Source organism: Pseudomonas sp. UMAB-40, from assembly GCF_900095275.1.
Lineage (GTDB): Bacteria > Pseudomonadota > Gammaproteobacteria > Pseudomonadales > Pseudomonadaceae > Aquipseudomonas > Aquipseudomonas mandelii_B.
On the sequence record NZ_LT607554.1, the window covers coordinates 141,013 to 156,105 of the forward strand.

A 15,093-nucleotide genomic window follows, 5' to 3' on the forward strand; every position below is an offset into this window, starting at 1 on the left:
CTACAAAGGTACGGTGGTGGGCCAGCCACGTGCCGACTCCGTGATGCAAGGGTCAGAACTGATTGATGTGACCTCGGCGTTGACCGGTAAAGTCATCTCGACCTTCCATGAGAAGACCCCGGGGGTCTGGGTTGAAAGAGTGGCCCCGAAACAGGTCACCCCCGGCGGCGTCCAACCAGACTTGAGTGCAAGCACTGCTCAAGGCCAGGCATTGCTGGAGGGGTTGGATGCGTTCATTCGTCGAACGCAGGCCCACTCAAAAGGCACGCGACGAATACCCGTGGAAATCGAGGAAATGTTTCATCAGCAGGCTCACCGATTACAGGACGCCGCCAGCGCAATCGACACAGCGCTGATCGCCACCAACTCCACCGACGGGGGTCCTGGATCCGCCGTCATAGTGGCCAAGCAACTGAACGACGAAGCCACCAGACTCTACAGCCTGGGACGCGTGACGCGAATCAGCATGACCAAACTACAGCCACCGACGGCGGAACGCGTCTTGTGGCTGCAAAGCGAAGGTCAGGTCGACATCGTCAAGAACCCCGGCCGACGCTTGCTCAAAAGCCGTAAACGAGACTATCTCGAGGAATATGAGATCCGCGATCACAGCAGCCAAAGTGTTCTGTGGTATGCCCACTTCCACTATGCGCAGCCCGCTTCGCCTGCACAAACCTTCACCGCGGCGCACCTGAAAACCGTGCAGCAACGGCTGCTGGGCGGCGCAACCGAGGCCCGCCACGCGAACGAAGACCTCCAGGCGATCTCGATCTACCGCAGCGAAATCAGTGCGCAACTGGCGACCACCTTGTTCTTTGCAAAAGTGCCGGCCTCAGGGTCCTAAACCGTGCTGAACATGAGACCCGCCTATGCGGGTCTTTTTTTGCCCGCGATATCTATCTACCGCCCCTGATGGGCGCTGGCTGATTACCTTCGATGACCCAAGAGGCTTTCCCGGCCTCGTCATTGCGCCCAGGTATCCGCCATGAGCAACAACACTTCACTGCCCCGAACTGACTCGACACCCTTAGTGGAAACCAGTGACCTTGTAAGCCTGACCAGCCACGGCCCGACACTCAGTGAAGTGGCTTCGCACCTGCTGCGCCAGGCACTGGAAAAAAACTCGCCAGAATTGCAGATCGACCCTGATGACGCGTACGTCGGCACCCCTCAATGGCTCATCGTGGACGACCATGTCGAAGCGGGCCAAACCGAGTTCGAGTCACTGACCTTGGCGCTTATGCGCCAGGGCCTGTATGGAACAACGGCCAACTATCTCGAAGGCGAGCACTTCCTGACCCTCGAACCGGGCAGCAAAAACCCGGTTCACCTCGCCGTCTGCATCGAGGACATTGCAAAGATACTCAATGATTCGGCGTCGATACTGTTCGTCGAGGCTCAAGCACGGCAACTGGCGTTCTGGAATGCCAAGGGGCATGCGATCCCCCGCTGGCACAAGCTTTCCGACACGCTGCGCAAGGCGTTGAACGTGCAGAAGGTCAAAGGCTGGGACGCCGATGAATGCGCGATGGCGCGGGAAGTGTTCAGCGATCCGGACAAAACCACCCGTAAAAATGTAAACAGAGAATTTTCCGCCATTCAGGCGTGCCTTCTCGATATCGATACCGTCGAGAATGACATCACCCGCCATCTATTGATCGGCAGCGCGCTCGTGCTCAAGGCCACGTATCGCAAGCGCCAACTGCTGGTGATGTACACCATCGAGCGCGCGTATGAGTCGTTCAGTTCGATGGAAGAACTCGGCAACTCGCTTCCCGCACGCCTGGAAGAACAACGCGCAGGACGCGATCTGACGTGGCGGCTTTACGAGCCGGAAGGCAACGTCTTCGATCACATGGCGTGGGCGTCGATATCATCACAACTCGACGCCATTAACTCATTGCGGTTTATTGAGGCCCCGGCGGACGAGGTCGAGGTCGAGCCCGAAACCGGCTTCGACCCCAACGAAAAAGCGCGACTCCTGCAACTGAACAAAGCGATTCCCGATTGGTTGCGCAACGCCTCATCCGAGGATATCCAAGACTACGGCCGCTACATCAGTGCACTGGGCAAGCTGTATCGCCAACCGGACAGCCAATTGGCCAATGCCGAGATCCCGTCCATCACCGACTATGCCCAGCGGCTGATGCGTGAAGCGATCATCGCCGATCCACTGGCGGTCGGCGCAGCGAGTCTTGCGCTCGATGATGTGCGGATCAAAATCACCAACAGCTTTACCTCCGGCAATTTCACCCTCCCTAACCCCCTCGATCAACGCATTGAAACGCTCGCCGACTTCGCTATGGAGAACGAAGCACCCTACATGGCGACCGTATTCTTCAAGGGTGGGGAGACCGTACCGGATTGGCTCACCGCTGAATTTCTCACCATCGTGTCTGCGCGAGTGGACATCGGAACGGCTTATCCCGACCTTATCAAGCCCAAGCTGCTGGAGGACCCGGTTGCCTCACGACGTCAGGAAAACTTCTATCGCGATCAATTGCGTTCTTTGCTGCCGCTGCAGGCATTAGAAGCCCGATTCAAGCCTGAAACCGGCGTGGACGAGCGCGGTTACCAATACGTCTGCGAGCTGCTCGATCCCGATGTCACCAGCAAAACCATCGCCCTCTACCCGCTGACCCTGACGCCGCAACATCGCTTGATCAGCAGCAGCGACACCGTGGACAACATGTTCATCATCAGCCCTCGAGACGCATACAGCGGACCTTGCCTGCTCTATCGGCCGATGATCGATGAGCCCCTGCTGCAATACCCTTCGAGGCAAAACCTTTTGTACGCGTTGCACCAACCGGGCGACCTCAGAGATACAGTGCTGGCCTGGTTGCCCGATGAAAACCTGAGCTTTGAATATGCCCAGTCTGTTTTTCCCACCGGACTGCCCTCTCCGTGGCTGATCGCGGAACAATTCGTCAATCCATTGCATCGGGCAGACAAGTTCGGGCGCGTGGTTTTCGAAAGCGTCGAGATCACTGGCGATATTCTGTCTGCGCTGTTCAAAAACAACGCACAGATGCTGGTGAACCTCGCCGACCGGCAATCGCGATCCAATGCCGAACGGCGCTGGGACGTGTTGAAGGACAGTGGTTGGGCGCTCTTCAACGTCGCCTCGAATGTGCTCAGCGGTGCGGTCGGCACCGCCGTCTGGGTCTGGCAAACCATCAATCAGATCCAACAGGCACTCGATGCCCATGACCAGGATGACCGCTTCATCGAATGGACGTCGGTGTCGGACATTCTGCTGACGATCGGCATTATCCTCAGCCATCACGCGGTGATGCGACGCAGAAAGGTTTCAAGCAAACCCCGGATCGAGCAGCTGTCGAGGGAGAAGGCTGCACAGCCCCAAGTCGAGCCCGTGGCTGTCACGCTCAATCCCGCCCCACTGGCCCCGGATCTTCCGCCCAGTCATCTTTCCTCCCTGGCGCTGGCCGGCTCGGTTCCACGCCGAACACCGACCGCACTGGGCGCTTACCTGGACACGCTCAAAGTCGCGGCTCTCGATATTGCCAACGCAAACGTTACGAAGGCTAAAGAAGCCCCTCCGCATTTTTACCAACATCACTTCAGAAACTACGCACAGGTAGGTGATCGGTGGTTTTACGTCGACGTGAAAGGCGACGAGGAGGTTCATATCGTTTACCCGGATCAGCCTGAGCGCAATGGTCCGATGCTGATGGATAACGGCCACGGGCAATGGGTGCTCGACCTGCGTCTGCGTTTGCGAGGGGGGGCCGGTAATGCGTTCAGCCGCCACCAGGAGGCGGTTGATGCGCAGCGCAGAGGCCATCTGGGGGAAGTCCTGAGCGCTTTCAAAGACCAGGAAAAGGCGAAGGAAACCGAACTGAAAACGTTACATGACCGCATCGAGCAGGCCAACGCCGAAAACTACGATCAACGAACGGCGCCGTACATGGAAAAATTGGAGGTAACGATCGGCGAGTATCGCCAGGCGCTGGAACAACTGCGCGAATGGCGCACCCTCGGCGGGACGGAAAACTACCGGGAAGACTTGCTTCGCATGAGCGTGGTGCTGCAGAAGAATCTGTCTTTGTGGTTTGTCCTGAAACGATCCGAGTACGGTCTGGCCACCCGTGTTCTGACCAGGGGCCAACAAAACGAACCCGTTGCCTGGAAAACGTTCGTCGACAATGTGCAGAAAGCGTCCGACATCGGTGACGAGCTGATTGAAAAACTGACCCTGTTTGCGTCGACACTCGGGGACATGCATGCGGCCGGACGCCCTGGCGTTGAACGCGCGATGCAGATCAGAAAACTCGCGCCTTCATTTACCGTGCTGGATATCAAGGCCAACGAGATCGGCATGTCGCAGGAGCTGTGCCTCAATGAACAGGCCAGCCCCCTGATGCAGCAGGCCCGTAACGCGGTGGGACATATCGCTGCGAGCGCCGCGAAGGCCGCGATTCAAATGGCTGACCTGATGAAAGTTGAAGGCGAACATTCCGATGTGCAGGCGCATGTCGAGGAATTGAACAGTCTGGTGGAGACCTTTGCCGACGCTGACCAGCGCATTCAGGAATTGCCAGGCACGTACCCCGGACTGGTCAAACAAACCAGGCTCGATCATGTGCAATCGCTCATCGGCGAATTCGCGCAGCTCGCACAGAACCGGTTACAGACGTTGCTCCCGGAACCGGAACCCATAGCCGTGCAACCTCCTGTAGAACGAGTACAACCGGGTACGTCACGACAACCAATCAAAGTGCGCAAGACCCGGCCGCGGGATTCCGGCAAAAATGAACCCGAAAAAACCACGGTTGATCCGCTCAAGTCATTTACCCCCGCCGTTTATCAACAATCCGTACCGGTACTGGATGATGCGGGAACGATCGAGGCCGGCATCGAGCTGAATCTGGACACGAACACATTCATCGAGCGCACCCGTAAGGACGCTTTACTCCCAAGACGCATCCCTGCCGACATTCAGGATGTGTTCGATCAGCAGGCATTGAAACTGGAGCAGGCTGCCAGCAGCGTTGATCAAGCCGTGATTAACAGCAGCAAGCACGAAGCCTCGCCTGTCCCGGTTGCCACGTTGAGCCGCGAGTTACGTGATGGGGCCACTCGCCTGCGCAAGGAAGGGGTCAGTGTTCGCGCCGACCTTTACACGCGCCGCAAACCGTCCCAGAGCATTTTCAAATGGATGCATGAAAACGGGCAGCTCGACATCAGCCGCGATAGACGTGGCCGCATACAGACCCGAGGGCTCGGCGACTTTTTCCAGGAGTACCGGATTGTCGACAAGGCCCGCAATCAGCCGTTATGGGTGGCGCACTTCCACTACGAGACGCTGTCGAGTCCGGCGAATACACCCACCGCGGCCCATTTGAAAGTGTCAGATGACTATCTGAAAACACTGTCACTGGAACAGCAACAGGCGTTGACCATCTTCGAACCCATCGATGGGGTGTTCAGGAAGTTACAAGATCCTGCGCTACGAAAACTGTTTCTGGACCTGGAACCACAGGCAAACTCCGCAGCGTAGCCACCTAACGACGCCAGACCGTTTCCAGTCGCCCGAGTGCGGCGCTGATGGCCGCCTCGGGCACCGCCGCGAAACCCAGGACCAGACCGGCACGCTGGTCCGCAGGTTTCGTCGAATCCGGCAGCCAGTAGCCGCTCAGCGCATTGATCTCGACATCGACGCTGGCCGCCTGCTCCACCAGTTCGCGCTCGCGGGCCTGTGAGTCGACCGCCACGGTCAGATGCAGCCCTGCCGCAACACTCGGCAGGCTGCCGATGCCGGGAATATTCTGCGGCCAACCGGCCAGCAAGGTATTGCGTCGGCTCAGGGCCGCGCGGCGCATGCGACGGATATGCCGCTGGAAATGCCCGGCGGCCATGAACTCGGCCATGACCGCCTGGGTACTGACCTCGGAATGCCGGACGTCCACCGCTCGACGTTGCGAGAACGCCTGCACCAGCGTTGGCGGCAACACCAGGTAACCCAGGCGCAGTGCCGGGAAGGCAACTTTGCCAAACGTGCCGACGTACAAAACCCGGCCCTGCCGGTCGAGTGCGGCCAACGGGGCCAGTGGCGCGCCGCTGTAACGGTATTCGCCATCGTAGTCGTCCTCGACGATCCAGCCTTGGGTGCGTTCGGCCCAGGCCAGTAACTCAAGACGTCGCGCCAGGCTCATCACCACCCCGGTCGGGTATTGATGTGACGGCGTGACATACGCCAGTCGACAATCGCTGAGGCCGTTCAATTCGTTGCAGTCGATGCCCTCACTGTCCACCGCCACGCCATGCAATTGCGCACCGGCCACAGCGAACGCGTGACCTGCCGCCCGATACCCCGGATTCTCGATCGCCACCCCATCGCCCGGTTCCACCAGCAGCTGTGCACAAAGGCTAATCCCCTGCTGTGCGCCACTGGTGATCACTATTTGCTCAGCCGAACACTGCATCCCTCGCGAACTGCGCAAATATGCGGCGATCATGCCGCGCAAACGCTCATCACCCGCCGGATCGCCATAACACAGTTGCTGTAAATCCGGTTTACGCCAGAAAGCCGCATTGAGCTTGGCCCAGACCTCAAAAGGAAACAGATCGAACGCCGGCACACCGACCCGAAAGGCTCGCGGCGGACCGCTCGGCGGCAGGGCCAAATGGTTCTTTTCTACGCGTCCCAACGCACCGCTGTGGATAACTTTACTGGATGAAATTACAGGTAAATCCAGCCAATTTGTGGATAAGGCTGTGGGTAACCCTGTTGACAACCCTGTGGATACTTTTGTGGATAATTTTTTTGGCGATGCCGCGGTTTTAGGCAATTGCGCGACGTAAGTCCCGTCACCGACACGCCCTTCGATAAACCCCTCGGCATAGAGTTGATCGTAGGCCCGCACCACGCTGTTGCGGGAAATCGCCAACGCCGCTGCCAGATCCCGAGTGGCCGGCAATCGCGTGCCACTGGCCAGTCGTCCATCGAGCACCCGCAGGCGCAAGGTCTGATAGAGCTGGCGACTCAGGCCTTGGCGACGGTCGAGTTCGATACCGGCGGGGTTGAAGGACAGTGACAGCGGCGTTTCGCTCATGACAATGGACCTATGAAATTGGTCATTAATGGCTCTTACAACAGACCAATAGCCTGCCTAGGATGGACGCATTCGCCAAGGACTATTTCCATGTACAACCCCAGCGGTTTTGCCATCAACGATTTGCACGAACTGCAGCAGCAGATACTCGACACGCGTCTCGCCATGGTGGTCACCCACGGCGAACAAGGCTTGCAAGCCAGTCATCTGCCGCTGTTATTCAATCCTGAGCAGGGCCCCAATGGCACCCTCTACGGCCACTTCGCCCGGGGCAATCCGCAGTGGAAGGAACTGCAGAACAGTGCCGAAGCCCTGGTGATTTTTGCCGGTGCCGATGCATACGTTAGCCCGGGGTTTTACCCGAGCAAAGCCGAGCACGGCAAAGTCGTGCCGACCTGGAACTACATCGCCGTGCACGCTTACGGAACAGCCGAGGTGTTCACCGATGCTGATCGCCTGCTCAACCTTGTGAGCGCGCTAACTGATCGTCACGAAGCGAGTCGCCAGCAGCCATGGAAAGTCACCGACGCGCCCGCCGACTACATCGACGGCATGCTCAAGGCCATCGTCGGGTTTGCCCTGCCGATCCAGCGCCTGGAAGGCAAGCGCAAGCTCAGTCAGAACCGCAGCGCCGCAGACATCGCCGGTGTCCGCGAGGGGCTCGCTGCCAGCCCTGATGTGCACGACCTAGCCCTCGCCCACTTGATGCGTTAAGGAATGAACATGAGTCAGATTGAAATTCGCCAGGTCCGCGCAGACGATCACGCCGCCTGGCTGCCGCTGTGGCAAGCCTACCTGCGCTTCTACAACACCGAATTGCCCGAAGCTGTCACGGACAGCACCTGGCAGCGCATGCTCGACCAGAATGAACCGACTCATTCGGCGCTGGCGTGGGTCGATGGCAAAGCAGTCGGCATGGTGAACTTCATCTACCATCGCTCGAACTGGAGCATCGAAAACTCCTGCTACCTTCAAGACTTGTTGGTAACACCGCAAACCCGAGGCACCGGCATTGGCCGCAAGCTCATTGAATTTGTGTACGCCACCGCCAAAGCGGATGGTTGCTGCAAGGTCCACTGGCTGACCCACGAAACCAACGCCACCGCGATCCAGCTCTACGAGCGCATCGCCGAACGCCCCGGTTTCATCCAGTTTCGCAAAGCCCTTTAAGGTTCAAGGAGAACACCGTGTCGACTTCACTCGCAGACTGGAAAGGCGCTCCGGCGCCGTCGGTTCAAACCATTGAAGGGCGTTTCATCCGCCTGGAAAAACTCGACCCGGCGCTTCACGCCGAGGGTTTGTGGAAAGCCCTGCAAGGCCCGGGATCGGACCCGAAACTCTGGGACTATTTGCCTTACGGCCCTTTCCCGGAACGCAGCGCTTTCAACGATTGGCTGAACAACCATGCGGCCAACAGCGACCCGTATTTCTTCAGCGTGATCGACCGTGCCAGCGGTGATGTGCAGGGCATCCTGAGTCTGATGTCGATCGTCCCGGCCCAAGGTCGCATCGAAATCGGCCACGTCACCTTCGGCGCGCCAATGCAGCGTTCGCCGAAAAGCACCGAGGCGGTTTATTTGCTGGCCAAGGAATCCTTTGCACTGGGCTACCGGCGCCTGGAGTGGAAGTGCAACAACGGCAACGCCCGCTCCAAGTATGCGGCCGAGCGGTTGGGGTTCAGTTTTGAAGGCGTGTTCCGTCAGCACATGGTGGTGAAAGGGCAGAACCGGGATACGGCGTGGTATTCGATTCTGGATTCAGAATGGCCGGCGATTAGCGCGGGGTTTGAGCGGTGGCTTTCCGATGAAAACCAGACGGATTCCGGGCAGGTGAAAACACTGGTCGAGTGCCGCGGGTAATTTACGGCGCCTGGACGGACGCCTTCGCGGGCAAGCCTCGCTCCCACAGGTTTTCGGTTGACCACACTGTTGTGATCAACACATAACCCGTGTGGGAGCGAGCCGGCTCCGGGCGGCGTTCCGACGATTGGCATCACGCTAACTTTTGGGCAAGCACCGCAATATGCTCCGGCCCAATCCCGCAGCATCCGCCCAGATGGCTGGCGCCGCGCGCTTTCCAGTCGGCCGCCCACTGCAGATACCCCGGTGGATCGAGGTCTTCGCGCAACGGGTCCAGACCGTCGTTGGCCGTGGCCTCTTTCGGTTGTGGCGGGAAGGCATTGGCGTACGCGCCGATGTGAATCGTCACCCCCAAACGCTGGAAAGTTTCCCGCGCCGCATCAATCGCAGCACCGATCACTTCTGGTTGACTGCAGTTGAACAGCAACGCCTCGATACCCAGTTCAGCCGCCGCCGCAGCAGCTTCAGCGACAGGCTCACCCGAACGCAAACGCGGCACTTCGTCCGTATCCTCATCCTTCAAGGTAAAGGACAGCCAGAACGGCTTTCCATCCTTCGGCAGACCGGCGTGAATCGCCCGCGCCTCAACGATTGAGCTCTGTGTTTCGGCTAGCCACAGGTCGACATGAGGCGCCAGCCCCTTGACCAACGGCGTCAGCAATTCAGTCACCCGAGCAGCGTTAAAAAGGTCTGGGCGATAGGAGCCGAACAACGGTGGCAACGAGCCGGCCACACGTACAGCCTTGCCCGAAGCCTCCACCGCACGCCGCGCCAATTCACCGGCCAGCGAAGCGAGGGCCTGCCCTTCTGCTGCAAAACGCTCTTCGCCTATGTGAAATGGCACCACCGCGTAACTGTTGCTGGTGATCACGCTGGCGCCACTTTCGATATAAGCCGCGTGCACCGCCTCGACTGCCTGTGGCGCTTCACTCAAGGCCAGCGCCGACCACTCGGGCTGCCTGAAGGGCGCTCCTGCGCGCTGCAGCTCACGACCCATGCCGCCATCCAGAATTACCGTGCTTCCTGCGCTCATATGCTTTTCACTCATATGCTTATGAAAATAACTCACTACCAAGGTAGTTCTTATAACTATTTAATACGCACCATCCGGTTAATCACAACCACTTTTTTTCAGGGATCGACTGTGAAATTTCAACCACTCCTGGCCCTGGGCCTGACGATTCTGGCTGCCTCCACCCAAGCCTTTGGCGGAGCAACGCTGGACCGCATCGAGCAGAAGAAAGAACTGGTGGGCGTGTTGATGGAAAGCTATCCACCGTTTTCGTTCCTCAACGACCAGAACCAACTCGACGGGTTTGACGTCGATGTGGCCAAAGCCGTGGCCGACAAACTGGGCGTCAAACTGCGTCTGGAAACACCGTCCTGGGACGTCATCGCCGCCGGTCGCTGGAGCGGCCGTTACGACATCTGCGTCTGCTCGATGACGCCGAGCAAGGCGCGGGCCGAAGTCTTCGATTTCCCGGTCGAGTACTACGCTTCGCCAGCCGTGATCGTGGTCAATGCCAAGGATGATCGCATTCACAGCGCCAAGGACCTCAGCGGCAAGAAAGTCGGCCTCACCAGCGCCTCCAGCTACGAAAGTTACCTGAACAAAAACCTGGTGATCGAAGGTGCCGAAGACACCCAACTGCAGTATCCGTTCGAGGATGTGCAGATCGCGCCGTATGACACTGACAACGTGGCGTTCCAGGACCTGGGCCTCGGCGCTGGCGTGCGGCTGGATGCGATCCTCACCAACCTCGTCACCGCGCAACCGCGCCTGACCGAAGACAAACGCTTCAAGCTGGCCGGCGAGCCGCTGTATTCGGAGCCGAACTCGGTGGCCATCGAGAAAGGTGACGCGCAGTGGGACGCCAAGGTGCGAGAGGTCTTTGCGCAACTGAAACAGGACGGCACCCTGAGCAAGCTCTCGCAAAAATGGATCGGCGCCGATATCAGTCAATGACTTCTTTCCCAAAACCTCCTCAGCCGCCGCAACCGGTGGCTGAGTCGAGACTGCAACAGATCTTCGGTTTCCGCACGCGGCTGTACCTGACGTGGGCAGCGATGTTGGGTTTGTTCGCCAGTTTCTTTCTGAGCTTCGACCTGAAGTTCTCGATCATCCTCGACAAACTGCCCAACCTGATCGGCCTGCACCTGGCGCCGAACGGCTTCCTGCAAGGCGCGGCGCTGACACTGTTTCTGTGCCTGGCCTCAATCGTGACATCGTCGCTGCTGGGTTTCATCACCGCCCTGGCGCGGCTGTCGAAAAGCGCCGTGGCCTTCGGCATCGCCAGTTTCTACGCCTCGTTCTTTCGCGGCACGCCGCTGCTGATCCAGATCCTGCTGATCTACCTCGGCCTGCCGCAACTGGGCGTCGTCCCGGGCGCAGTCACCGCCGGCATCATTGCACTGTCACTCAACTACGGCGCGTACCTTAGCGAAATCTTCCGCGCCGGCATCCTCGGCGTCCCCCACGGACAACGCGAAGCCTCCCTGGCACTGGGCATGCGCGAAACCGTGATCTTCTGGCGCGTCACCCTGCCCCAGGCCATGCGCACCATCATCCCGCCGACCACCAACCAATTCATCTCGATGCTCAAAGACTCGTCGCTGATCTCGGTGATGGGGGTTTGGGAGGTGATGTTTTTGGCGCAATCGTATGGGCGGTCGAGCTATCGGTATATCGAGATGTTGACGACCGCAGCGATTATTTACTGGGTGATGTCGATTGGGCTGGAGCTGATTCAGGCAAGGATGGAGCGGCATTATGGGAAGGCTTACTTGAGTCGGAGTTAGGCTTAAGGTGCACACGCAGACATCAATCTGTAAAAACACCCTGGCCTACGGCGTCAATGCCGATGGCAGCAGCGCGCCAATCAAGGTCGGCGGGTTGGCGAACCTGAACAGCTCAACCCTGGCGGTGAATGCCACGGGCGTCGATGGCAATGTCGACAGCTGGCACGCCGGCGTTTATGCCTTACGCCAAAGCGGCCCCTTCGCTTTGCGCCTCGGTGCCGCATACAGCGGTCATCAAGGTGAAAGCAAACGCACGGTGGCCTTCAACGGCTTCAGCGACCGCCCAAAAGGCGATTACGACGCCGACAGCCAACAGGCCTTCGCCGAACCGGGCTACGCAATGGGCAGCGGCCGACTCAGTGCCGAGCCGTTTGCCACCCTCGGCTACCAGCGCTATCACCGCGACAGCTACCAGGAAAAAGGCGGCGCCGCTGCACTTCAGGTCGACAAGCAAACCCAGGACAACGTCAGCAGCACCTTCGGCCTGCGCCTGGCGCACCTGAGTTCGCTGGAAAACGGCATGAGCCTGACGCCCCGCATGACCGCTGGCTGGAAGCACACCTATGGCGATGTCAGCAACTCGACGCGCCAGACATTCGTGGTCGGGGGGACAGCCTTCAGCGTTGATGGCAGTTCGCTGGACTGTGACAGTCTGGTGCTGGAAGCCGGGCTGGACCTGGGCATTTCGGCGCGGCATTCGGTGGGGGTTGGGTACAGCGGGGAGATGGGGAGCAACAGCCGCAATCATGGGTTGATTGGGCAGTGGCAGATGAGTTTCTGACCTGTAAAAGAACAGACCGCCCCCGAAAGGTTGTAGGCAAAAATCCCACCGTGTGCAGGCCAATGCACACGTAATCTGCGGAGTTGGATTTTTGCTACAACCGAATTTCCAAGGCCCTTCAAAAATGCCGGAAACGCCCGGCATTCAAGCACCCGCGCTCCCTCCTAGAGTTCGACCTTCTCAAAAACAAGGTCAGACTCAATGCCCACGTCGTCCATTTATCGCCCGCATCGACTCGCCCTGGCGATCGCCCTCTCTCTTGGCTGCATCGAAATATCGATGGCTCAGGAAGCAGACGCTAAAGCCCCTGTCGAAACACCTGCCAAGAAAGATCGAGTAGCCGCTTGGTCTAAAAAAGATGACCTTTTGGCGATCAGGAATTTCATTGGTCCGATGCAGCACGCCGTCAAACCGGCCTCGCTAAAGCCTCAAGAACCGGTGATTCAGTTGCCAACGGTTTCGGCGGCTCCGGAACCGGTAGATCTCGCCGCGCATCTTTACGACTTTCCCGAAACTGCAGACGATTCGCTCCCACCGCAATCGCCCGCAATACCCGAAGGCGAACCCAATCCGGTAACGACTGAAGTACCAGCGAACCCTGTGCCACCTGGAGCCTCAACTACGGCACCCATTGATCCACCGGCACATCTTTACGAGTTTCCCGAGACCACGGACGTCCCACTCGAAACCGTAGAAGCTGATTTGCCGATCACGTTCGACGACTTCGCGAATGCCGATACCACTAAGCGCACCACGGCAGCGGGGCGGTACAAAAGCATCGACGGCGTCTCACTGAAACTGGGGGAGGAAGATGACCTTCTAATCGTCGGTAACGGAGTCAGTTTTGCAGGAGAAATCCAGGGCGGTGGCGGGAAAAACGCAATACTGCTCGACTCCCCCGACGGCGGCGTACTCGACAAAACCAGTAACTTTTCCGGGTTGCAAGTCGCGCAAGGCACTTGGTCTTTGACGGGTAAAGACGACTTCGACCGCGGAGCCGAGGTATTGGACGGCGCAACGCTGTTCAACATGGGCAGTATCGCGGGTGATGCCATTGTTCGCGAAGGTGGTCGCTACGGTGGCCAAGGTGAAGTACGCCATCTTTATGTAGACGGCACATTGCAAGTCAATGAGCGGCTTGGCGCCCCACACGTCAGAGGAGACCTGATATTCACAGACGGTGCCACGCTCTCCTACGGCGTAACGGCTACCGGCAAGTCTCCCACCATCATCGTCGAAGGTATTGCAGCACTTGAGGATGCCTCACTGGAGGTTGCTGCACTGCCGGGCAACTATCCCGACAGCAGTGATTTCACAGTGCTCAAAGCCGGCCAGTTGGTAGGCAAATTCGGCAGCGTCACCAGCAATCTGGCGTACATGACGCCGAAGCTGTCTTACTCCAAGACTGATGTGGTGCTCAACTACGCTCGCAATGGAGTACCGATAGAGGATTTTGCCGCAGACGACAATGCTCGAGCGTTTGGCCAAAGCGTGGACGAGCCGGCGGCTAAAACAAGTGAGTCCAATGCGGCCGTCACCGCCCTGCTCACCACCGATAGATCCACAGCCACCTACGCTCTTGAGCAACTGGCCGGTGACAGCAACGCCAACCTCGCCAAGGCAACCCTGAACAGTGACAGCCCGGTCAGCACCTCCCTGCTCTCGACCATGCGTCAACTGGACAGCGCCAGCGCGTACAACAAACCCGGCAACCGATCCAATGCATCACGCCTCGCCGCCGGCAGCCAGGAAAACGGCAGGGTCTGGCTGCAAGCCTTGGGACACGGCGGGACGCTGGATCGCGACCACGACGCTCTGCGAACCTCGACTAAAGGCCTCGTCCTGGGCGCGGATTGGGGCGTCGATGAGGAATGGCGTATCGGTGTGATGGGCGGTAAGTCCGAGACCCGCCTGGACAGCCGCGAACTCGACGGCGATCTCGACTCTTGGCACTTGGGCGCCTATGCCCTGCGCCAGAGCGGCCCCATGTCGCTACGCCTCGGCGCGACCTACAGCAATCACGACGGCAGCACTCAACGTCGGGTTGCCTTCAACAGTTTCAGCGACCGCCCCGAAGGCCGTTACGCGGCCAGCACCCAGCAGGCCTTCGCCGAAGTGGGTTACAACCTGGGGCGAGCCAATGTCAGCATCGAACCGTTTGCCAGCCTTGGCTACCAACGCTATCAGCGCGACGGTTACACGGAAAAAGGCGGCGCGGCAGCGTTGAAAGTCCAAGGCCAAACCCAGAACAACCTCAACAGCACGTTCGGCCTGCGACTGGCGAAGATCAACACGCTGGATAACGGCATGCAACTGACCCCGCGGTTCAGTGCCGGCTGGAAACACACCTACGGGGATATCGACAGCGACACCCGTCAACGACTGGCAACGGGCGGGAAGAACTTCACCGTTTCCGGTGCGCCGCTGGACCGTGACAGCTTGCTGGTGGATGCAGGTCTGGACCTTGGCTTGTCAGCGAAACATACGTTGGGGGTCGGCCTTAATGGTGAGATCGGCACTGACAGCCGCAATCATGGCGTGATGGGGCAGTGGCGGATGGCGTTCTGATCAACCA

Annotated in this window: 10 protein-coding genes and 1 pseudogene; 9 read left to right on the forward strand and 2 right to left on the reverse strand. The window is 59.0% G+C overall.

Annotated elements, in window-relative coordinates:
* Nucleotides 1-844: pseudogene (locus K0F88_RS32260) on the forward strand (hypothetical protein); the annotation flags it as partial.
* Nucleotides 845-985: 141 nt separating this feature from the next.
* Entirely contained in the window at nt 986-5,524 is a 4,539-nt protein-coding gene (locus K0F88_RS07115; protein WP_219094676.1) for a dermonecrotic toxin domain-containing protein, read from the forward strand.
* A 4-nt stretch (nt 5,525-5,528) separates the two neighbouring features.
* On the opposite strand, the gene K0F88_RS07120 is transcribed toward K0F88_RS07115, so the two are convergent.
* Nucleotides 5,529-7,079, reverse strand: a complete 1,551-nt coding sequence (locus K0F88_RS07120) for a PLP-dependent aminotransferase family protein (protein WP_219094677.1) — start codon at nt 7,077-7,079, stop codon at nt 5,529-5,531.
* Between the two features lie 90 nt (nt 7,080-7,169).
* Here K0F88_RS07120 and K0F88_RS07125 point away from each other — a divergent pair, with 90 nt between their 5' ends.
* The 3 genes from K0F88_RS07125 to K0F88_RS07135 are packed head-to-tail and all read left to right on the forward strand — an operon-like array spanning nt 7,170 to nt 8,938.
* Nucleotides 7,170-7,793, forward strand: coding sequence for an FMN-binding negative transcriptional regulator (locus K0F88_RS07125; RefSeq protein WP_219094678.1), 624 nt, complete (start codon nt 7,170-7,172; stop codon nt 7,791-7,793).
* A gap of 9 nt (nt 7,794-7,802) precedes the next feature.
* Entirely contained in the window at nt 7,803-8,249 is a 447-nt protein-coding gene (locus K0F88_RS07130) for a GNAT family N-acetyltransferase (RefSeq protein WP_094469923.1), read from the forward strand.
* 17 nt (nt 8,250-8,266) lie between these two features.
* On the forward strand, nt 8,267-8,938 hold the full coding sequence (locus K0F88_RS07135; protein ID WP_219094679.1) for a GNAT family N-acetyltransferase: 672 nt from the start codon (nt 8,267-8,269) through the stop codon (nt 8,936-8,938).
* A gap of 133 nt (nt 8,939-9,071) precedes the next feature.
* Here K0F88_RS07135 and K0F88_RS07140 read toward each other — a convergent pair whose 3' ends face one another.
* Nucleotides 9,072-9,971, reverse strand: coding sequence for a homocysteine S-methyltransferase family protein (locus tag K0F88_RS07140; RefSeq protein WP_094469921.1), 900 nt, complete (start codon nt 9,969-9,971; stop codon nt 9,072-9,074).
* Nucleotides 9,972-10,082: 111 nt separating this feature from the next.
* Here K0F88_RS07140 and K0F88_RS07145 point away from each other — a divergent pair, with 111 nt between their 5' ends.
* The 4 genes from K0F88_RS07145 to K0F88_RS07160 all read left to right on the forward strand — a co-directional run bounded on the left by K0F88_RS07145 (nt 10,083) and on the right by K0F88_RS07160 (nt 15,086).
* Nucleotides 10,083-10,904, forward strand: coding sequence for an ABC transporter substrate-binding protein (locus K0F88_RS07145; protein WP_094469920.1), 822 nt, complete (start codon nt 10,083-10,085; stop codon nt 10,902-10,904).
* Entirely contained in the window at nt 10,901-11,737 is an 837-nt protein-coding gene (locus K0F88_RS07150) for an amino acid ABC transporter permease (RefSeq protein ID WP_094469919.1), read from the forward strand. Before K0F88_RS07145 ends, K0F88_RS07150 begins: the two co-directional genes overlap by 4 nt.
* 7 nt (nt 11,738-11,744) lie before the next feature.
* On the forward strand, nt 11,745-12,518 hold the full coding sequence (locus K0F88_RS07155; protein WP_374039710.1) for an autotransporter domain-containing protein: 774 nt from the start codon (nt 11,745-11,747) through the stop codon (nt 12,516-12,518).
* Between the two features lie 708 nt (nt 12,519-13,226).
* On the forward strand, nt 13,227-15,086 hold the full coding sequence (locus tag K0F88_RS07160) for an autotransporter domain-containing protein (protein ID WP_094469931.1): 1,860 nt from the start codon (nt 13,227-13,229) through the stop codon (nt 15,084-15,086).
* Nucleotides 15,087-15,093 lie beyond the last annotated feature (7 nt).

Bases quoted from the DNA above. Each gene is read 5' to 3' on its own strand.
- K0F88_RS07130 (WP_094469923.1), top strand. From the start codon at position 7,803: ATGAGTCAGATTGAAATTCGCCAGGTCCGCGCAGACGATCACGCCGCC.
- K0F88_RS07125 (WP_219094678.1), top strand. From the start codon at position 7,170: ATGTACAACCCCAGCGGTTTTGCCATCAACGATTTGCACGAACTGCAG.
- K0F88_RS07150 (WP_094469919.1), top strand. From the start codon at position 10,901: ATGACTTCTTTCCCAAAACCTCCTCAGCCGCCGCAACCGGTGGCTGAG.
- K0F88_RS07115 (WP_219094676.1), top strand. From the start codon at position 986: ATGAGCAACAACACTTCACTGCCCCGAACTGACTCGACACCCTTAGTG.
- K0F88_RS07120 (WP_219094677.1), bottom strand. From the start codon at position 7,079: ATGAGCGAAACGCCGCTGTCACTGTCCTTCAACCCCGCCGGTATCGAA.
- K0F88_RS07140 (WP_094469921.1), bottom strand. From the start codon at position 9,971: ATGAGCGCAGGAAGCACGGTAATTCTGGATGGCGGCATGGGTCGTGAG.